We start from the raw sequence: 20369 nt of genomic DNA, 5'->3' as shown, positions 1-20369 counted from the left end.
GCGCGGCGCTACCGTCGCCGCACTCAAACACCCGTTTTCTTAAAACCTTGGCCAACGATGTTCAGTCGGCTCGCTGCAAAGGGGGAATTTATAGCAATACTCGCTTAACTTAACAGCATGCTGTCGATTAGGTTTTTAATGTTTAGTCCATGCCCCTGAAAGGATCGGATTGAAGCTTAGCGAGTTAACCGCGAAATAAACTTTGGCCGGAGACGTCTTTTTCAGGGATGAAAAAGATGAGCGTACAAGGAGGTATATACAGCGTGCTCCAGCCGAAGCTTTTCGGAGCGTTTAACGTTTTGCAAGCTGCAAGCTTCGAGGTCAGAAACCAAGATATCACTACGCAGAGCTTAACCTTTTCGCTGTTGGCGAGATACTTTCTTTTGCGTCGCCAAAAGAAAGTATCCAAAGAAAATGCCCTACGTTGCGGCGAAAGCCCGGCTCAACCTAACCTGACCAAGGCGACGAGGTAACTCGTTCGGCACTACCGTGCCTCACTCAAACACCCCTCGTCTTAAAACCTTGGCCGTGCCAGGTTGCCCGGCTTGCAACGTAATGGGATTAAAAGCACAAACACTTCGGATTGATGCTGGACGAGTTAATAGCGAAGTAAACGTTGGCTTAAGACGTCTTTTTCAGGGATGAAAAAGAGGAGCGTACAAGGAGGTATATACAGCGTGCTCCAGCCGAAGCTTTACGCAGCGCTTAACGTTTTGCAAGCTGCAAACTTCGCTGTCAGATACAAAACGTAAATACAAACCTTCGCAGTGTAATGGGATTAACAGATTAAAAAACCAAAAATTTAGATGGCCAGACGTCCAGATAGGTGTATACTAACGGTATCGCAATTTGGGGTATAAGTATCATGGCATTATCCTTACAGCAAAAAATCACTGATCCGGCACAGGGTGTCTATTTGATTGGCACCACACCGCCAAAAGCCGGCACGGATATCGAAAAAACCACACGTATCGCTAAAAAGCTGTTGGCCCGTTTAAACGAAATCGAGTACGACGGGTTAATTGTTTATGATATTCAAGATGAAAGCAGCCGTGTAGCTGCAGAGCGGCCTTTTCCTTTTCACAGTACCTTAGATCCCCGTGATTACAGCGTATTGTTACGTGAACTCGCACAACAAGATGTGATCACCTATAAAAGTGTGGCACAACGTGATGCGGCTGAATTTAATACCTGGCTAACCGAAACAGAGCAGCAATATGCTTTACGTAATCTTGTGTTAGTGGGTAGCCCCTCCTCTAATGGTGATATCAAACTCAGCTTGCCAGAAGCTTATCAGCAGTTAGCCGCACACGATGCCCAGTTTCATTTAGGCGGTGTGGCCATTGCTGAGCGCCATGCTAAAAAAGGCAACGAACATTTGCGACTGATTGAGAAATCGGCACAAGGTTGTCAGTTCTTTATTTCGCAAGCGGTGTATAACGCGCAAGCCACTATTGATTTACTTACCAGCTATGCCAGAAGCTGTAAGCAACAAGGTATCAGCCCCAAACGCATTATTTTGACCTTTACCCCCTGTGGCGGTGAGCAAACTTTAACATTTATGCAGTGGCTGGGTATTTCTGTGCCTGAGGGCAGTAAGTATCGTATTTTAGATGCGGCCAATCCGTTGAATGAATCGATTAAAATTTGCCGAGATAACTTGCAGCAAATTTTGCAACATTGTGCCGCCTTAGATTTACCCTTGGGTTTGAATGTTGAAAGTTTAACAAACCGGCGCGAAGAAATTGACGCCGCTATTCGTTTATTCCGGTTGTTGAAAGCGATGATGGAGTTACATTTAGCAGAAAAGCAAGTGGCCTAGCTAATACTGAATTTTTGGCAACCGTAACAGCCAAAGCAAGCTGTTACGGGCACTGCGTAGCACGGGGTACCACACTTTGGCGCGACGTGGCGATTTAAATAACCAAAAGTTAAATCGATTAAAAACATTACTACGGCTACTGAGTAGCGCTAGCATCTGCAAGGCATCCGCACCGCCATACCAACTGTCAGCAACGCGCAGCACCATCCCCTGCTCAATCTGATACCCCGCGCTAGCTAACAACCGTGCATAGTGGGGTTCAGCTCTTACATCGATGAGCTGCAATTGCCCCAACGCAGCTTGTAACCGCACACGCCGACTGTAAAACCGACACGCCGGACAGCCCTCATCATAAAACAGTGCTAAGCTTGAAACGGACTCAGCAAGCGCGGCTTCAGCCAAGTTGGGGTGCGTCATACTCAGCAGGTTCATCGGTATAAATACAGACATTCCAATCTGCGGCTAACCCATCAGCCGCAACACAGTAGGTTTCAAAGAAATGTTTGATTTCGGCACGCTGACAATGCGCTTCAAAACTGGCCATGTCCGCCCAAATTTCATTAAAGGCAATAGGGAAGCTTTTACCTTCGGCAAAGGGGCTGGCTACTTGACGTGTCACAATGTATTGCAAGCAGCCATCCTCACGCAGCGTGTTTGGCTCAAGGCTTTGTAATACCTTAAATAAAGCCGCTTCTTTACCCGCTTTTGGCAGAAACTGTGCCACACAATAAACTTTTTTTGACATAACTCACTCGCTATAAAAAAACGCCTCGCCCGCGACATCAGGCGAGGCGGCTAACATTAAGGCCGACCGAAAATAGTAAACAACTCAGCATTAAGCCACAGATGGCACATCACGCTGGCAGCGTAGCCCAATAAAATGACCGGCGCCCACTTTAAGTGACCAACAAAAGTATAATTACCCCGGGCTTGGCCCATTAACGCTACCCCTGCCGCAGAGCCGATAGACAATAAACTACCGCCTACCCCCGCCGTTAACGTAATCAGCAACCAATGGCCATGCGACATCTCAGGGTTCATCGTTAATACAGCGAACATCACCGGAATGTTATCCACTACGGCCGACATCAGGCCTAATACCACGTTAGCCGATGTCGGATCCCAGTTAGTGTAAAGTGCCGTCGATAATAACTCGAGGTAACCAATAAAACCTAAACCACCAACACATACCACTACCCCGTAGAAGAAGAGTAACGTGTCCCATTCGGCGCGGGCAACCCGGCTAAACACATCAAAAGGTACGACTTGACCCAGCGAGCGGATCCGTTCGATATCGCCGGCTCTTTCCGCCATGGCCTTTTTGCGAGCCAAAGAACCTGGTAAGGTTTTACGTAAAAAGAAACCGAAAAACTGTAAGTATCCTAAACCCGTCATCATGCCAAGTACCGGTGGTAAACCGAAGTATGAGTGAAAGGCCACCGCGGTGGCGATGGTGAGTAGAAACAAGCACATAATACGTAAAGCGCCACGCTTTAATTCCACCGCTTCAGAGTGGCCGCTAGGCGAGCGTTTCTCGACAAACAAGCTCATAATGACCGCAGGTAACAAAAAGTTGACCACGGCCGGAATAAACAAGGTAAAGAATTCATTAAACGTAATAATACCCGCCTGCCACACCATCAACGTAGTAATGTCACCAAACGGAATAAAAGCACCACCGGCATTAGAGGCCACCACGATATTCACGCAAGATAAGTTGATAAAACGCTTGTCACCCTCGGCCACCTTCATTACCACGGCACACATCAGCATAGCGGTAGTCATGTTATTGGCAAAAGAAGAGATACCAAAGGCTAAAATACCACTGATCCAAAATAAGGTGCGATAGCTAAAGCCAGAGCGAATAAGCCAAGCGCGTAAACCATCGAATAAACGTCGCTCTTCTAGGGCGTTGATGTAGGTCATCGCCACCAATAAAAACAGCATTAACTCTGAAAATTCTAATAAGGTATGTCGAAACGCGGATTCCGATTCAACAGCCAAACCAGCTTGCATATAGCGCCAGCCAATCATGGCCCAAATAACACCAGCAGCAATTAATACCGGTTTCGATTTGCGTAATTGAATTTTCTCTTCAGCCATAACGAGTAAATAAGCTAAAAAGAAGAGTCCTAAGGCAATAATACCAATCGGGCTTGCAGTTAAATTTATGGGTCCTGTCTCGGCTAACGCCGTGGATGGGTAAAGGGCAAGGCAGCTCAATAACACCAAAAGGGATCTGAGGTTTAACATGATGGCTTCTATTTAGGTCAATTTATGCGGGGGGTCTCTACCTGCGCCTCAGCGCTGGTATTGAGGGCATATGATACGCCCTTTTTTCATAGCGTGCAGAGCTAATTCTGCTCTGCACGCTAAATTGTCGCTAGCTTTTAGTCTTAACGGTTTTGATCTCTAACCCCTTAACGCAGGATCAGTAACGAGCATTTCGCCTTACTTAACATCGCGGTCGTGGTACTGCCGACGATAAACTGACGGATCCGCGAATGGCCATAAGCGCCCATAATCAACAAATCAATATGATGCTCTTGTTGGTACTGGTGCAGTACTTCTTCTGGATCGCCCGCAACCACTGCGGTTTTCGTTTCAAAACCCGCTTGTTGCAGCAAGATTGCGGCTTCGTCTAGCGCTGGCGCCTGCTCAGGCATACCGGCAAACACTAAATGCACCGGTAAACCTTTACACAATGGGCTAGCAGCGAGCATGTCTAAACTTTTTTGCGCAGTGGCACTCCCATCAAACGCTAACATAATGCGCTGCGGCGTTTTAAAGTGTTGTTGGGTGAGCAAAATAGGCCGATGCAAACTGCGGATCACTTGCTCAACATGTAAGCCCAATTGACCGTGTGCATCGGCGCTGCTTAAGCCCCGCTTACCCATCACCACTAGCCGCGTGTCGTCTTCTGTTGCTTTTAACGACTCGACTAAGCTGCCATGGCGTAAACGTTCATCAACGCTGGCAACGCCGGCTTGCTCTGCACGGGCTTTGGCCGCATCTAACATTAAACGGCCACGCTCTAGTGCTAACTTACTGTGTTTTTCATCTAACTCAGCTAATTGCTGCAATAACACTTCTTGCGAACCTAAACCAATACTGCCACTCAGATCAGGCGTTTGCGTATGCTGCGCTTTATCAATGGCATGCAACATCGTTAAGGGGGCTTGCAGTTGTTTGGCGGCCCAGACGGCATAATCACAAACGGCTTCAGCATACGGCGAAGGATCGATACAAGCGATAACAAATTGTGTCATGGAATTACTCCTGTTAATGACCCATCAACTTTTCTATGGCATCAGGACGATTATGTACCGCAAATTTATCAACCAGTGTCGCACTGGCAGCATTTAAGCCCAGCAACTCGACTTCAGTCCCTTCACGGCGGAATTTGAGTACCACCTTGTCTAAAGAGCTTATGGCGGTAATATCCCAAAAATGCGCGCGGCTAACATCAATCTGCACCTTCTCTATGGCTTCTTTAAAGTCGAAACTGGCAATAAATTGCTCAGCCGAGGTAAAGAACACTTGGCCAACAACACGGTAAGTACGCTGATGACCATCGGCTGATAACTCAGCAGTAATCGCCAGAATTTGCCCCACTTTATTAGCGAAGAATAGCGCACTTAACAACACACCCACTAACACACCGTAAGCCAAGTTATGGGTAAATACCACCACCAATACCGTGGCAATCATCACCACTGATGAGCTTTTCGGGTGTTTTTGCAGATCTTTAACTGAAGCCCAACTAAAGGTACCAATGGATACCATAATCATAATCGCCACTAAGGCTGCCATTGGGATCATGCCAACATAATCACTCAGAAATACGATAAAAATCAATAAGAAAACACCTGCCAACAAGGTAGATAAACGAGTACGGCCACCTGATTTGACGTTAATAACGGATTGACCAATCATCGCACAACCGGCCATACCCCCTAATAAACCTGAACCAATGTTTGCCACACCTTGGCCGACACATTCACGGTTTTTGTTACTGCTGGTATCGGTTAAATCATCGACGATGGTGGCCGTCATCAGTGACTCTAATAAACCGACTATGGCCAAGGCTAAGGCGTAAGGGAAGATAATAACCAGTGTATCAATATTTAGCGGTACGTCAGGCCATAAGAAAATAGGCAAGCTGTCTGGCAGTTCGCCCATATCCGCCACATTACGAATATCTAAACCGAAGTACACGGCAATGGCGGTTAATACCACGATACAAACTAATGGCGAGGGAATGGTCTTGGTAACGTAAGGAAACAAATAAATAATCGCCAAGCCCAGCGCAGTCATGCCGTATACCAAGGTGGTGCCATGCTCGCCAGTCAGCTCAGGAAGTTGTGCCATAAAAATAAGAATAGCTAAGGCATTCACAAAACCGGTCACCACCGAGCGCGAGACAAAGCGCATCAACTCACCTAACTTACACAGGCCAAAGGCAATTTGCAGTACACCCGTTAATAAGGTGGCGGCCAGCAAATATTCCAAACCATGCTCACGCACCAAGGTAATCATTAACAGTGCCATGGCACCGGTCGCTGCAGAAATCATCGCTGGACGACCGCCGGCAAAAGCCGTTATTACCGCAATACAAAAAGAAGCATACAAACCGACTTTAGGATCCACACCGGCAATGATAGAAAAGGCGATCGCCTCAGGGATTAGAGCCAGTGCAACCACTAACGCTGATAACACATCGCCTCTGGTGTTCGAAAACCAGTTTTGACGAATTGAACTTAGCATAGAAATATCCAACAGAAGTAATAAGAGGGAACAGACTAAATTGTCTGTTGTAACAATGTCGCGCCACCTAAGGCGAGCTTTAATGTTGAAACAGCAGATTAGCGCTGCTTAGCTTCAATTGATCAGTGTTACACCGGTCTATCCTCGTTCACTCGCCCCGTGTAACACGCAGCTCAAGATTAAAATAGGGGCGAGATTGTACAGTTTTTTGCCGTTAAAGGCTATGGCATGACCATACGGGTTAAACTGGCAAGCCATCTCGGAAAAATTGCACACCACCACACGTGGCACAACACAGCAATTCAGCTGGGTGAGTGTAATCAATACTCTGCTGACACTCGCTACAACGATAGCGGCCCATGCCAACATATTCCCCTTGATAATAAACACCTTGATGATTGAAATCTTCTAACAGTTCAACCCATTCGACCTGAGTGCGATCAGTAATTTGGCTAAGTTGCTGCCATAATTCCTCGCTCCACATCGATGGCGCCTGCTCCGCCGTATTCGCCGCTTGCCATTGTTGTTTCAGTGTTTCGACAAACAATTGGCTTTCATAAGCACTGAGATCCTTACCGGCTTTCAGATAGGCCTGCAATATTTCACTGAACTCCAGCATATTATCGAGCTGACGTTGACCGGCCTGCTCAAGGGTGTCGGTTAGCTCGGCCAGCCATTGTTGGTACTTCTTTTTAAATTCAGCCATTTCAAACTCCTTTTAGCGCGTTAAATCAAGTATAGACAAGATGCTGCTTATTGTTGTCAAAACCCGCCTAAGGTATGCTATAGCGAATTTTGCCCGAACCTTGCGAACTGCAACCGCTCAGGCCCGCACTAAGACTTTTCTGGAAGACGTAAATGCAACAGCAATATAATCCTCAGCAAATTGAGACCACCCTGCAACAACAGTGGCAAGACACTAACGCCTTTAAAGTAACGGAAGATCCTAATAAAGAAAAGTTTTACTGTCTCTCGATGTTTCCTTATCCCAGTGGCCGTTTGCATATGGGCCATGTGCGTAACTATACCATCGGCGATGTTGTCAGCCGTTTTCAGCGGATGCAAGGTAAAAACGTCATGCAGCCTATGGGTTGGGATGCGTTTGGTTTACCGGCCGAAAATGCCGCGATTAACCATAAAACGGCGCCGGCTAAGTGGACGTACGAAAATATTGATTATATGAAAACGCAGCTGAAGCGGTTAGGTTTTGGCTACGACTGGGATCGCGAAGTGGCGACCTGTAAACCGGATTACTACCGCTGGGAACAATGGTTTTTTACCAAGCTGTATGAAAAAGGTTTAGTTTACAAAAAAATGGCCACGGTTAACTGGGATCCCGTTGATCAATGTGTGTTGGCTAACGAACAAGTTATTGATGGTCGCGGTTGGCGCTCAGGCGCGCTGGTTGAGCAACGCGAACTGGCTCAGTGGTTTATCCGCATTACCGAATATGCAGAAGAGTTATTAGCAGATTTAGAGCAACTGACCGAATGGCCAGAGCAAGTACGCACCATGCAGAAAAACTGGATTGGTCGTTCTGAAGGCATCAATATTCGTTTTGACATTGCCGGTCAAGACGGTGAATTAGAAGTTTACACCACGCGCCCAGACACCCTTTACGGCGTTACCTACGTGGCCGTGGCGGCACAGCATCCTTTAGCGCAGCAAGCCGCTAAAACTAATAGCACCCTGGCAGCCTTTATTGACGAAATCAAAGGCGGCAAGATGGCCGAAGCCGAACTCGCAACCATGGAGAAAAAAGGCTGCGCTACCGGTATTTTCGCGATACATCCGTTAACGGGCGAGCAAGTCCCGGTATGGGTCGCTAACTTTGTTTTAATGGACTACGGTTCAGGGGCTGTCATGGCAGTGCCGGGGCATGATCAGCGCGATTATGAATTTGCCAGCAAGTATCAACTGCCGATTAAACAAGTTGTCACGGCTGCCGATGGCAGTGTGACCGATCTAAACAGCCAAGCCTATACTGAAAAAGGCATTTTGGTAAACTCAGCCGAGTTTGATGGTTTAGCGTTTCAAGACGCCTTTAACGCCATTGCTGCCAAGTTAGCCACCCTGGGTAAGGGTGATGTTAAGGTTAACTATCGCTTGCGTGATTGGGGTGTGTCACGGCAACGTTATTGGGGCACACCGATCCCGATGCTGAACCTAGAAGACGGTTCTGTTGTGCCGGTGCCGGCCGATCGTTTACCGGTTATTTTGCCCGAAGACGTGGTAATGAATGGTGTGACCTCACCCATCAAAGCTGACGCCGAGTGGGCAAAAACCGATTATCAGGGTCAAGTTGCGTTTCATGAAACCGATACCTTCGATACCTTTATGGAATCAAGCTGGTATTACGCCCGCTATTGCAGCCCTGATTACGATCAAGCCATGCTTGATCCTGCAAAAGCCAACTACTGGCTGCCCGTCGATCAATACATTGGCGGTATCGAACACGCTATCCTGCATTTATTGTATGCGCGTTTCTTCCATAAACTGTTGCGTGACGTTGGCTTAGTGCAGTGTGATGAGCCTTTCAAACGCCTGTTATGTCAAGGTATGGTTCTGGCTGAAACCTTTTACCGCGAAGCTGAAAATGGCGGCCAAATCTGGTTCTCACCGCAAGATGTGCACATTGAGCGGGATGAAAAAGGCCGGATCATTCAGTCGACACTAAAAGCCGATGGCCTGCCCGTGTTATCTGCTGGTATGAGCAAGATGTCAAAGTCGAAAAACAATGGCATCGATCCGCAAAAAGTGATCGACCAATATGGTGCCGATACCGTGCGCTTATTTATGATGTTTACCGCCCCGCCAGAGCAAACGTTAGAATGGTCTGATTCGGCCGTTGAAGGCGCACACCGTTTTATTAAACGGGTTTACAGCTTAATCAGCGATGTGCAAGCGGCAGGTGAACCGGGTGCATTAGAGATCAGTGCGTTGAACGACCAACAAAAATTACTGCGCCGTGAACTGCATAAAACCATTGCCAAAGTGACCGATGATATCGGCCGCCGTTATACCTTTAACACGGCAATTGCAGCGGTAATGGAACTGACCAATAAATTACAAAAAGCCAGTTTAGCCAGCCCGCTAGACCGCGCCGTCATGCGCGAAGCTTGTACTGCATTATTACAACTGCTTAACCCGATCACCCCTCATGTTGCACAATACTTGTGGGCGCAGTTGGGCCATCAGCAAGCTATTGAGCAAGCCACTTGGCCACAAGTTGATAACGCGGCTCTGGTTGAAGATGAAAAGCTGGTTGTAGTACAAATTAACGGTAAAGTACGGGCCAAAATCACCGTGCCTGCCGATGCCAGCCAACAGCAAGTGCTCGAGATGGCAAAATTAGATGACAATGTGCAACGTTACTTAGCGGAAGGCGAAACGCGTAAAATCATTTACGTTCCCGGTAAGTTACTTAACTTGGTGGTAGCGTAATATGTTGGCCCGTCTGCTGTGCCTTTGCTTCGTCGCAAGTCTGCTCACGGGCTGCGGTTTTCACTTGCGCGGTAACTTGCCGTTAAGTCAATTTCCGGCCATTTACCTGCAAAGTGATGCGCATTCAGAGTTAGCCGCTTTGCTTAATCAGCGTTTTCAACAAAACGACGTTGAACTGCTGAGCAGCTATCAAAGCAATCGGCCATCATTGGTGTTACAGCAAGACACGCTTGAGCGTCGAACCCTATCGCTGTTTGCCAATGGTCAGGTTGCCGAATACGAACTGATCTACAAAGTGGAGTATCAGATCCAACTACCGGATCAAGAACCACAAAAATATCAGTTTGAACTGTTCCGCGATTATCAAGACGATCCGAATCAGGCTTTAGCCAAAGCGCAAGAGCTTGAGCTGCTGCTTAAAGAGCTTAGACAACAAGCGGCTAACCGGATTATTCGTCAGCTTGCGCGTTTGGGCTAATGCAAAAACTCTACGCGAATCAACTGCCAGCACAACTGCAACAGGGTCTCGCACCCTGTTATTTGTTGTTTGGTGAAGAGCCACTGCAAAAACTCGAAGCCATCGAGCAAATCCGTCTTGCCGCTAAACAGCAAGGCTATTTAGAACGCTTGAGCTTTAGTGCCGATGCGCAATTTGATTGGCAAGATTTACAAAATGAATTAAGCGCGATGTCGCTGTTTGCCGAGCGCCGACTGATTGAGCTTGAACTGGCGCAAAATAAATTAGCGGCTGCGGCCAATGACGCCTTAAAACAGCTCGCGGCACAATTGCACCCTGATATTATTTTAGTGGTGCATGGCAATCGTAATCACAGTGAAGTGAGTAAACTGGTTTGGTTTAAACAACTGCAGAACAGCGCAGTACAAGTGCCGATATATGCTTTAGATGAGCGGCAGCAGCGGCAATGGTTACAACAACGATCCCAACAGTTAAATCTGCAACTGACCAGTGACGCCCTGCAATTATTACAACAACATTGTGCGGGTAATTTACTGGCTGCGCGCCAGGAATTAGAAAAGCTTTGCCTTACCCATCCCCATGAACGGATTGATGCCGAGCAATTTAGTCGCTTTTTAGCTGACCACTCCAGCTATACCGTATTTCAATTGGTCGATGCTTTGCTAACAGGGCACAGTGCCGATGCCTTACATCGCTTAACTCGGCTGCTCGATCAAGATACCGAGCCAGTGATTATTGCCTGGCAATTACAAAAAGAGTTACTGCAGTTACGCCAACTCTCGGTAGCACAGCAAAATGGTCATACTAGCGCCATGTTTAAACAACTCGCTATTTGGCCAAAACGCCAACCTTTATATCTGCAAGCGATTAAAAGGCTGACGCTGCGCTGGCAAGATTATTTACTGCAAGAACTGGCCGCCTTTGATCGTTTATATAAAGCCGGCAAAATGAGCGATCCCAGTTTGGCGCTGGCCCATCTGGCCACCTTATTCTGTCATCCACTGTCACGCACTTTCTCTTTGCAGCAGCATGATGACTAAGCCCCTACTCGGTATCTTTGGTGGCACTTTCGATCCGATCCATCGAGGCCATCTGGCTTGTGCCCGCTACGTTGTTGAACATTGTGCTTTAAAGCAATTAGCGCTGATGCCTTGCCATTTACCGCCGCATCGTGCGACCCCCGGCGTGAGCAGTGAACAACGGGCCGCTATGGTAAAGTTGGCTATTGCTAACGAACCGACTATGCGTCTGGAGCGCTTAGAGCTCAACCGCACTAGCCCAAGTTACACCGTCGATAGCTTAAGAGCGTTGAAACAACAGCAACCCGATACCACGCTGGCGTTTATTATTGGCATGGATTCTTTACAGTATTTCACGAAATGGCATCAATGGCTGCAAATCCTCGAACTGGCGCATTTAATTGTTTGTCGCCGCCCAGGCTACAGCGCCGATCAAGGTGATGCCCCCATGTTGCTCGCACGCTATGGCGCCACGCTGAGCCAGCTGCAACAACAGGATGCCGGAAAAATTTTACTTTTAGATAACCCTGATTTTTACGAAAGCGCCACCTTTGTCAGACAACAACTTGCCAGTGATCGTCGTGTGCAAGCCATGTTACCTGCCCAAGTTCTAGAATATATTCGTCAACATGCACTCTATGGCTGTTGAGTTCTGTTTACCTGGATAAAATGTGGTAAAATGCCGCTTTTTCATTGCTACTGAGGATCAAGGGTGCAAACAAACGAACTGGTTGCTTTTGTTACTGACAAAATCGACGATATGAAAGCCCGTGACATTGTCACGTTAGATGTACGCGGTAAATCAAGCGTCACTGAATTTATGGTAATTTGTTCAGGAACTTCTAGCCGCCATACCAAGTCTATTGCTGGTTACTTGGCCGCCGAAGTGAAAAAAATCGACGTGCAGCCATTAGGCATAGAAGGTGAAGCATCAGGCGAATGGGTGCTGCTCGATCTTGGAGATGTTGTCGTCCATGTTATGTTGGAAGAAAGCCGTAACTTTTATCAACTGGAAAAACTCTGGGGCGGTTAACTTAGTATGAAGTTAATCCTGATTGCCGTTGGCACCAAAATGCCGAGTTGGGTGCAAAGCGGCTTTGAGGAGTATGCGCGGCGCTTTCCGCGTGATATGCCTTTTGAATTAATTGAGATCAGTGCCGGCAAGCGTGGTAAAAACGCGGATATCAAACGTATTTTAGAACTCGAAGGTGAAAAAATGCTGGCTGCCGTGCCTAAAGGTAGTCGGATTGTGACCTTAGAGGTTACCGGTGCCAACTGGAGTAGCCCGCAGTTGTCGGGCAAACTACAAGAATGGCAACATGATGGCCGAGATGTTTGTTTTCTGATCGGCGGACCTGAAGGTCTGTCTCCTGCCTGTATCGATGCCAGTGAAGCCAAGTGGTCATTGTCGGCACTAACCATGCCCCATCCCATGGTGCGTGTGGTTATGGCGGAAGCCTTGTACCGCGCTTGGAGTATCAGTACCAACCACCCTTATCATCGCGAGTAAGCATGTTAAAAAAACGCGTGGCCATGCAGGATGTCGAAGCTGAACATCGCTTGTTTAATCATCGAGCCGTGTTTGCTATGGTGTTTGTGGTGCTGATGTTCGCGGTGATCGTGGTCAATATGTATCACTTGCAAGTCACCTCCTATCAAGCTTACCAAACGCGCTCAGAAGGCAACCGCATTAAAGTATTACCGCTGGCACCCAATCGCGGATTAATCACCGATCGCAATGGCATCTTATTGGCAGAAAACCGCCCGGTATTCTCGTTAGAGCTAGTGCCCGAGCAAATCAGTGATATGCCGACCACACTGCAAGAACTCAGTGCCTTAATTGAGATCAGTGAAGAGCAACAAACGAATTTTTTAAAAGAGGTTCGCCAACAACGTCGATTTAATAGCATTGCCTTAAAAGAGCAATTAAATGACGAAGAAGTGGCGCGCATCTCAGTTAACCTGCACCGCTTACCTGGGGTGACCGTTGAAGCCCGCTTAAGCCGCTATTATCCTTTTGGCGATTTATTTACCCACGCACTCGGTTATATCGGCCGCATTAATACCAATGATTTAAAACAGTTAGAAGAAAACGAGCAACTGGCCAATTATGCTGCATCTCGTGATATCGGTAAAATCGGCTTAGAGCGCTTTTACGAAACGGAATTGCACGGCGTGATGGGGTATCAAGAAGTCGAAGTGAATAACCGTGGGCGACTGATCCGCGTGCTACGCTCTGTCCCCGCAAGCTCAGGTAAAAACATTAAGCTGAATATCGATGTTGGCTTGCAATTAACCGCACAACAAATTTTACTCGAAAAACGTGGCGCCATTGTGGCGATGGATCCGCGCGATGGCGCTATTTTAGCCTTTTACAGTAACCCAAGTTACGATCCGAATTTATTTGTGCATGGCATTAGCAGTAAAAACTATAATGCTTTGCTCAACTCAGCCGATCGGCCGCTGATTAACCGTGTTACCCAAGGTGTCTATCCGCCAGCCTCAACCATCAAACCGCATTTAGCACTACTCGGGCTTGAAACCAATACGATTTCAGCCAACACGCGCATTTGGGATCCGGGTTTCTTTCAATTACCCGGCGTAGAACATCGCTATCGCGACTGGAAACGTTGGGGCCACGGCTGGGTCGATGTCTATACCGCGATAGTCGAAAGCTGTGATACTTTTTTCTATGACATGGGCGTTAAGTTAGGTATTGATCGGGTATCTGACTATATGCAAAAGATGGGCTTTGGCGAAAAAAGTGGTATTGATATTCATGAAGAATCAAACACCATAATGCCCTCTCGCGGTTGGAAACGCGCCCGGCATAACCAACCTTGGTACCATGGTGATACCGTGGCCATCAGTATCGGCCAAGGATATTGGACCATCACACCGCTACAGCTATTAGTGTCGACTGCCGTACTGCTCAATAATGGCCTACAGCCCACACCACATATTGTGCGGGAACTTAGCAATGATTTGGGCACAGAATCGATCGACACTACACCACAAGAGGTGATGCAGGTTGTGAACCCTCGTAATTGGCAAGTGGTACGCGATGCCATGCAGCAAACCGTTGCCACGCAAAAAGGTACGGCTTTTAATGCTTTTAAAGGTGCCACCTATACCTCAGGGGGGAAAACCGGTACTGCCCAGGTCGTTAGCATCGCGCAAGATGCGAAATACGATGCGAGTAAGTTAGACGAAAGGCTGCGCGATAATGCCATGTATATTGGTTATGCCCCTGCGGATGCTCCCACTATCGTGATTGCAGTAACAGTAGAAAATACCGGTGGTGGTGGCTCTACCGCAGCGCCCATTGCGAGGCAAATGCTCGACTATTATTTTAGCGCTGAGGTGAATAATAACGATGAATAATAGTTTAGTGAATCCACCTAATCGCATCAGTAAATTGGCTTTTTTTCATATTGATACGCCGTTACTGTTAGGTTTGCTGACCTTAATGTGCTACGGCTTGATTGTACTTTACAGCGCCTCAGGGCAAAACGAAGGTATGCTAGAAGGTCAGTTAATTCGGCTTGGCTTAGCCTTAACCGTGATGATCGCATTTGCACAAATTAACCCTCAAACTATTCGGCGCTGGTCATTTCCATTATTTATCTTCGGCACCATTCTATTGGTTTGTGTGTTGTTGTTTGGCCACGTGGGTAAAGGTGCGCAACGTTGGCTTGATTTGGGTTTTATGAAGTTTCAGCCTTCAGAAATTATGAAGCTGGCAGTGCCAATGGCTATTGCTTGGTTTATTTCCTCGCATAACTTACCCCCACGATTGCATCATTTGCTGGTGGGTTTTCTGATGTGTTTGATCCCTACACTACTGATCGCGAAACAACCGGATCTCGGCACTTCTATTCTGATTGCTACCGCGGGCATTTTTGTGTTGTTTATGGCCGGTATGAGCTGGCGATTGATCGGTTTTATTGCGGCCCTGATCTCGGCTTTTGCCCCAGTGATGTGGCTATTTTTAATGCATGATTATCAACGTAAGCGCGTACTGACTTTTATCAACCCCGAAAGCGATCCGCTCGGTTCGGGTTATCATATTATCCAGTCAAAAATCGCGATTGGCTCTGGCGGTGTGGATGGTAAAGGCTGGATGCAAGGAACCCAGTCGCAACTGGAATTCTTACCCGAGCGCCATACTGACTTTATCTTCTCAGTACTCAGTGAAGAGTTTGGTTTAATTGGCGTTTTAGTGTTGTTAGCCATCTATCTTTTTATTATTGGCCGGGGCTTGCTAATCGCAGCCCGCGCACAGGATAATTACAGTAAGTTAGTCGCAGGCAGCTTTACCCTCACCTTCTTTGTTTATGTCTTTGTAAATATCGGTATGGTGTCAGGTCTGTTGCCCGTAGTCGGCGTGCCTTTACCACTGGTGAGTTACGGTGGAACATCCATGGTAACCATGATGGCCGCATTCGGTATTATCATGTCCGTTAGTACGCATAAACGTAGTATAGCCAAGACCTAATATGAACACTATTCGCCTAGTTAGTTTAATAATATTAAGCAGCTTGCTGCTCAATGCTTGTAGCAGCAAATCGCCGCCATCCAATCAATCCGGCATTGAAAAACAAATGTCGCCGAATGCCGGCCGTTATCAGCAAGATAGCGACAGCAAACCCGATAGGTTACCGACGCTATTAGAAATGACCGATCCCACCCCCAATGCGGAACCATTAAGCCGCGGGGGGAATAAACCGTACAACATTTTTGGCATCGATTACTTGCCGATGGCACAAGCCACCGAACATGAAGAGATCGGCATTGCCTCTTGGTACGGCAACAAGTTTCATGGTCATTACACGTCAAATGGTGAAACTTATAATATGTTTGCCATGACCGCCGCACATAAAACGCTGCCCTTACCCTCTTATGTTAGAGTCACTAATTTAGACACGAAACAAAGTGCCATTGTTCGAGTGAATGATCGTGGCCCATTTCATCAAGACCGTGTGATTGATTTGTCTTATTCCGCTGCTTATAAAATAGGCATGTTGCAGCGCGGTACAGCAAGGGTTAAGCTTGAGTTGTTAAAATCGCCGGCGATGCTGGCGCAACAATCAAGCAGTGCGATCAGCACAGGTATTGTGCTTAACCGCCAATGTTATATTCAACTGTTTGCCAGCAGTGATAACAACAAGGCGATACAATTACAGCAGCAGGTAGCTAAACAATGGTCTGTGCCTACCGAAGTACGAGCCGGTAATGGCTTATATCGACTGTTAGTTGGCCCAACCGCTGATCTGCAATTAGCGCAAAACTGGCTTAACCGTTTCCGGTCAGCAAGTTACCCGGAAGCCTTTTTTATCGATGGCCGCCAATGCGGCTAAGATGTGTAACCCGGAAACCCAACTCAAAGAACAGGTGCCATGACTAGTTACCCACAATTTATTACTGCCGCTACGCTGGCTATTAGCAGCCTTTGTTTTACTGCCTCATTAACAGCACAAACGGTGACGCCACAAGCGCCAACGGTTGCTGCCAAAGGCCATATTCTTATTGATTATCATACGGGTACTGTACTGTCGGAAGAAAACGCCGATATGTCTTTAGCCCCTGCCAGCTTAACCAAAATGATGACGATATACGTTATCGGCATGGAATTAAAACAAGGCAATATCAGCCTTGATGATATGGTCACCATCAGCGAGCGCGCCTGGTCGAAAAACTTCCCGGGTTCATCATTAATGTTTATTGAAGTGGGTACTCAGGTCTCCGTTGCTGATTTAAGCCGCGGTATCATGATCCAATCTGGTAATGATGCTTGTGTGGCGATGGCTGAGCATATTGCCGGTACCGAAGGCGCTTTTGTTGATTTAATGAATGCCCATGCTGAACGTTTGGGTATGAACAACAGCCGTTTTAGTAATAGCCACGGCCTGCATTTAGAAGACCAATACACCACGCCTCGTGATATGTCTTTGTTATCACAAGCGTTAATTCGTGATGTACCTGATTTGTATGCGCTGTATTCTGAAAAAGAATTTAGTTATAACAATATCCGTCAATCAAACCGTAACTCCTTGTTGTGGGATCGCAGTTTAGAAGTCGACGGTATTAAAACCGGTTATACCAAAGAAGCCGGTTATAGCCTGATCACCTCAGCGGTGCGTGAAGATATGCGCTTAGTCTCTGTGGTGATGGGTACGGCCAACGAGCGTGCTCGTGCCGCAGAAAACAAAAAACTGTTAACTTATGGCTTTCGCTTTTTTGAAACCTTTGCCCCTTATCAGGCTGGTGAAAAAATCAGTGAACAACGTATATGGCAAGGCAGCAAAGAAAGCATTGCGCTGGGTTTAGCTAAAACCAACAGCATTACGTTGCCACGCGGGCAGCGTAAAAGTTTAAAAGCCGAAGTGCGCTTGGATCAGCAGCTGGTTGCCCCCATATCTGCGGGACAAGTAGTCGGTAAGTTATATGTGCAGGTAGCAGAGCAAGATGTGGCTATCTACCCGCTGGTTGCACTGGAAACCGTTGAACAAGGTGGTTTTTTCAGTCGGTTAGTTGACTACGTTAAAATGAAATTCAACTAAGTCTAGGTGCGGCAAGAAAAGAGTCCCGGCAGCTGTCGGGATTTTTTGTTAAAATGCCTATGACAATGCAAAAGAGACAACAAAATGGTTACTGAAGTAAAAAACACCAAATTTGATGAGTATCTGGAATTCCCCTGCCAATTTAATTTTAAAGTGCTAGGGATTGCAGAAAGCCGTTTGGTTGACGATGTGATGATGGTGATCCAGCAACATACTGAGGCCACCGATTACAGCCCATTGGTTAAACCTAGCGCCAAAGGTAATTATCATTCCGTCTCGGTAAAAGTCACGGTAACCAGTAAAGAACATATTGAATTGCTGTACACCGAACTTGGCAAAATTGAACTGGTTCGTTACGTCCTGTAAAGCAGCTAAACATGCCATAAAGTTCGTATTAGCCAGATAATTCATTATAATGCAGCCAGTTTTTTACGGAGTTAGCCGTGTCTGTCAATGAACAACTTGTGATCCGTGATTTAGGACTACAAGATTACACTCACATCTGGCAACAGATGCAGCAATTTACCGATAATCGGCATAGCGACACACCCGATGAAATTTGGCTATTGCAACATCAGCCGGTATTTACACAAGGCCAAGCAGGGAAAGAAGAACATCTGTTATTTCCAGGCGATATTCCGGTGGTTAAAGTCGATCGCGGCGGTCAAGTTACTTATCATGGCCCTGGCCAGTTAGTGGTTTATGTCTTGTTAGATATCAAGCGGCGTCAGCTTGGTGTCAGAAACCTAGTGACCATGCTAGAGCAAATATTGATCGAACTGCTACAGCGCTACCAGATTAATGCCGCGGCTAAAGCGGATGCGCCTGGCGTCTATGTCGATGGGGCTAAAATTGCTTCATTAGGCTTACGCGTGCGCAAGGGTTGCACCTTTCACGGCTTAGCACTGAATGTTGATATGGACTTAACCCCCTTTCAACGTATTAATCCTTGTGGGTATGCCGGCATGCAAATGATCCGTAGCGCTGATCTGGGTGGACCACAAAGCATCGCCGAAGCGAGTAAACTGATCGCAGAATTATTTCAACAGCACTTGGCCATTACGGTACCAGTGTTCAAAACGGGGTTAGAAAATTAATATGACCAAAACAGCACGTATGGAACCCGGCGTTAAATTGCGCGATGCCGAAAAAATGGCGCTGATCCCTGTTAAAGTGTTACCCACCGAGCGAGCAGAAATGCTACGCAAGCCTGACTGGCTAAAAATCAAATTACCGAAAAGCTCTGAACGTATCGACGAAATTAAAGGGGCATTACGCAAACACGGTTTGCATTCGGTCTGTGAGGAGGCATCATGCCCTAACCTCTCTGAGTGTTTTAATCATGGTACGGCAACCTTTATGATCTTGGGTGCTATCTGTACCCGTCGTTGCCCATTTTGTGATGTCGCGCACGGTCGGCCATTACCACCGAGCGCCGAAGAGCCAGAAAAACTCGGCCTAACCATTCGCGATATGAAATTAAAATATGTGGTGATTACCTCAGTCGATCGCGATGATTTACGCGATGGGGGTGCACAGCATTTTGCGGATTGTATCGATGCCATCCGTAAGTACAACCCCGAGATCAAAATTGAAGTATTGGTACCCGATTTCCGTGGTCGGATGGATGTGGCATTAGACATCTTAAGCAAAAGCCCACCGGATGTGTTTAACCACAACCTGGAAACGGCGCCACGCCTCTATAAACTGGCTCGCCCGGGTGCCGATTACAAATGGTCACTGCAGCTGTTAAAGCGCTTTAAAGAAGCGCACCCGAACGTAGCGACTAAATCTGGCTTGATGGTGGGTTTAGGTGAAACCACAGAAGAATTGCTAGAAGTACTGCGTGATCTGCGTGAACACAACGTCGATATGCTAACCGTAGGTCAGTACTTACAGCCAAGCAAACACCATTTACCGGTAAAACGTTATATGCCACCGGCCGAGTTTGATGAAATCAAAACCTTTGCCGACAGCATCGGTTTTAAACATGCCGCCTGCGGTCCTTTTGTACGTTCAAGCTATCATGCTGATCGCCAAGCAGCAGGTGAAGATATTCTTAGTCATAAAATCTAAGTAAGGTTTTGCTTGGTAAAAACGCCGCGTTTATCGCGGCGTTTTGCTAAAAAGCTTTTACACCATCTGAAGCCTGTTGCGACAACCGATCTCTCGCTTATTAACTGCCTTATTAAAATCGACAGAGCCTGATTAAATTATACAAAGCGATTTCCGTTATAGCCGCTGATGGTTTAAGCTTAAAGTAACTAATTAAAAGG

Annotated in this window: 20 protein-coding genes; 14 read left to right on the top strand and 6 right to left on the bottom strand. The window is 47.0% G+C overall.

Annotation, left to right across the window (positions count from 1 at the left end; genetic code table 11):
* Nucleotides 1–865 precede the first annotated feature (865 nt).
* Nucleotides 866–1822 (top strand): hypothetical protein, encoded by a 957-nt coding sequence (locus tag LMJ53_RS12220; RefSeq protein WP_229586386.1) that lies wholly within the window; start codon nt 866–868, stop codon nt 1820–1822.
* Here the strand turns inward: LMJ53_RS12220 and LMJ53_RS12215 are convergent, their stop codons facing one another.
* The 6 genes from LMJ53_RS12215 to LMJ53_RS12190 all read right to left on the bottom strand — a co-directional run bounded on the left by LMJ53_RS12215 (nt 1823) and on the right by LMJ53_RS12190 (nt 7295).
* A complete protein-coding gene (locus tag LMJ53_RS12215) occupies nt 1823–2272 on the bottom strand; it encodes a DCC1-like thiol-disulfide oxidoreductase family protein (RefSeq protein WP_229586384.1) in 450 nt (149 codons plus the stop codon). It lies immediately after the preceding gene.
* A complete protein-coding gene (locus LMJ53_RS12210; RefSeq protein ID WP_229586382.1) occupies nt 2217–2567 on the bottom strand; it encodes a putative quinol monooxygenase in 351 nt (116 codons plus the stop codon). Before LMJ53_RS12210 ends, LMJ53_RS12215 begins: the two co-directional genes overlap by 56 nt.
* A gap of 56 nt (nt 2568–2623) precedes the next feature.
* On the bottom strand, nt 2624–4075 hold the full coding sequence (gene nhaD, locus LMJ53_RS12205) for a sodium:proton antiporter NhaD (RefSeq protein WP_229586380.1): 1452 nt from the start codon (nt 4073–4075) through the stop codon (nt 2624–2626).
* 167 nt (nt 4076–4242) lie between these two features.
* Nucleotides 4243–5091 carry a universal stress protein gene (locus tag LMJ53_RS12200; RefSeq protein WP_229586378.1) on the bottom strand — a complete coding sequence of 283 codons (849 nt, stop codon included), beginning with the start codon at nt 5089–5091 and terminating at the stop codon, nt 4243–4245.
* 13 nt (nt 5092–5104) lie between these two features.
* Nucleotides 5105–6589 carry a SulP family inorganic anion transporter gene (locus tag LMJ53_RS12195; protein WP_229586376.1) on the bottom strand — a complete coding sequence of 495 codons (1485 nt, stop codon included), beginning with the start codon at nt 6587–6589 and terminating at the stop codon, nt 5105–5107.
* Nucleotides 6590–6830: 241 nt separating this feature from the next.
* A complete protein-coding gene (locus LMJ53_RS12190; RefSeq protein WP_229586375.1) occupies nt 6831–7295 on the bottom strand; it encodes a zinc ribbon-containing protein in 465 nt (154 codons plus the stop codon).
* Nucleotides 7296–7447: 152 nt separating this feature from the next.
* On the opposite strand from LMJ53_RS12190, the gene leuS reads away from it, so the two are divergent.
* From leuS to lipA, 13 genes are all read left to right on the top strand, one after another.
* Entirely contained in the window at nt 7448–10033 is a 2586-nt protein-coding gene (gene leuS, locus LMJ53_RS12185) for a leucine--tRNA ligase (RefSeq protein WP_229586373.1), read from the top strand.
* 64 nt (nt 10034–10097) lie between these two features.
* Nucleotides 10098–10511: an LPS assembly lipoprotein LptE gene (gene lptE, locus LMJ53_RS12180; RefSeq protein ID WP_229586371.1), complete on the top strand. Its 414-nt coding sequence runs from the start codon at nt 10098–10100 to the stop codon at nt 10509–10511.
* Nucleotides 10511–11551, top strand: coding sequence for a DNA polymerase III subunit delta (gene holA, locus LMJ53_RS12175; protein ID WP_229586369.1), 1041 nt, complete (start codon nt 10511–10513; stop codon nt 11549–11551). The genes lptE and holA overlap by 1 nt, the downstream gene beginning before the upstream one ends.
* On the top strand, nt 11541–12179 hold the full coding sequence (gene nadD, locus LMJ53_RS12170) for a nicotinate-nucleotide adenylyltransferase (RefSeq protein ID WP_229586367.1): 639 nt from the start codon (nt 11541–11543) through the stop codon (nt 12177–12179). Before holA ends, nadD begins: the two co-directional genes overlap by 11 nt.
* 63 nt (nt 12180–12242) lie before the next feature.
* Nucleotides 12243–12563: a ribosome silencing factor gene (gene rsfS, locus LMJ53_RS12165; RefSeq protein ID WP_226751231.1), complete on the top strand. Its 321-nt coding sequence runs from the start codon at nt 12243–12245 to the stop codon at nt 12561–12563.
* A gap of 6 nt (nt 12564–12569) precedes the next feature.
* Nucleotides 12570–13040 (top strand): 23S rRNA (pseudouridine(1915)-N(3))-methyltransferase RlmH, encoded by a 471-nt coding sequence (gene rlmH, locus LMJ53_RS12160; RefSeq protein WP_226751230.1) that lies wholly within the window; start codon nt 12570–12572, stop codon nt 13038–13040.
* Nucleotides 13041–13042: 2 nt separating this feature from the next.
* Nucleotides 13043–14914 carry a penicillin-binding protein 2 gene (gene mrdA, locus LMJ53_RS12155; RefSeq protein WP_229586365.1) on the top strand — a complete coding sequence of 624 codons (1872 nt, stop codon included), beginning with the start codon at nt 13043–13045 and terminating at the stop codon, nt 14912–14914.
* Nucleotides 14907–16028, top strand: coding sequence for a rod shape-determining protein RodA (gene rodA / locus LMJ53_RS12150; RefSeq protein WP_229586363.1), 1122 nt, complete (start codon nt 14907–14909; stop codon nt 16026–16028). Before mrdA ends, rodA begins: the two co-directional genes overlap by 8 nt.
* A 1-nt stretch (nt 16029) precedes the next feature.
* Nucleotides 16030–16890, top strand: coding sequence for a septal ring lytic transglycosylase RlpA family protein (locus LMJ53_RS12145; protein WP_229586361.1), 861 nt, complete (start codon nt 16030–16032; stop codon nt 16888–16890).
* Nucleotides 16891–16929: 39 nt separating this feature from the next.
* Nucleotides 16930–18093 carry a serine hydrolase gene (locus tag LMJ53_RS12140; RefSeq protein ID WP_229586359.1) on the top strand — a complete coding sequence of 388 codons (1164 nt, stop codon included), beginning with the start codon at nt 16930–16932 and terminating at the stop codon, nt 18091–18093.
* 84 nt (nt 18094–18177) lie between these two features.
* Nucleotides 18178–18459, top strand: coding sequence for a DUF493 family protein YbeD (gene ybeD / locus LMJ53_RS12135; RefSeq protein ID WP_226751225.1), 282 nt, complete (start codon nt 18178–18180; stop codon nt 18457–18459).
* Nucleotides 18460–18536: 77 nt separating this feature from the next.
* Nucleotides 18537–19190, top strand: coding sequence for a lipoyl(octanoyl) transferase LipB (gene lipB, locus LMJ53_RS12130; protein WP_324295608.1), 654 nt, complete (start codon nt 18537–18539; stop codon nt 19188–19190).
* A gap of 1 nt (nt 19191) precedes the next feature.
* Complete coding sequence (gene lipA / locus LMJ53_RS12125; protein WP_229586357.1) at nt 19192–20169, top strand: lipoyl synthase; 978 nt, start codon at nt 19192–19194, stop codon at nt 20167–20169.
* The last annotated feature ends 200 nt before the right edge of the window (nt 20170–20369 follow it).

Source organism: Rheinheimera sp. UJ51 (assembly GCF_020819615.1).
GTDB lineage: Bacteria > Pseudomonadota > Gammaproteobacteria > Enterobacterales > Alteromonadaceae > Alishewanella > Alishewanella maricola.
Note: the sequence above shows the minus strand (reverse complement) of the source record. Positions and strands in the feature narration are given on the sequence as shown.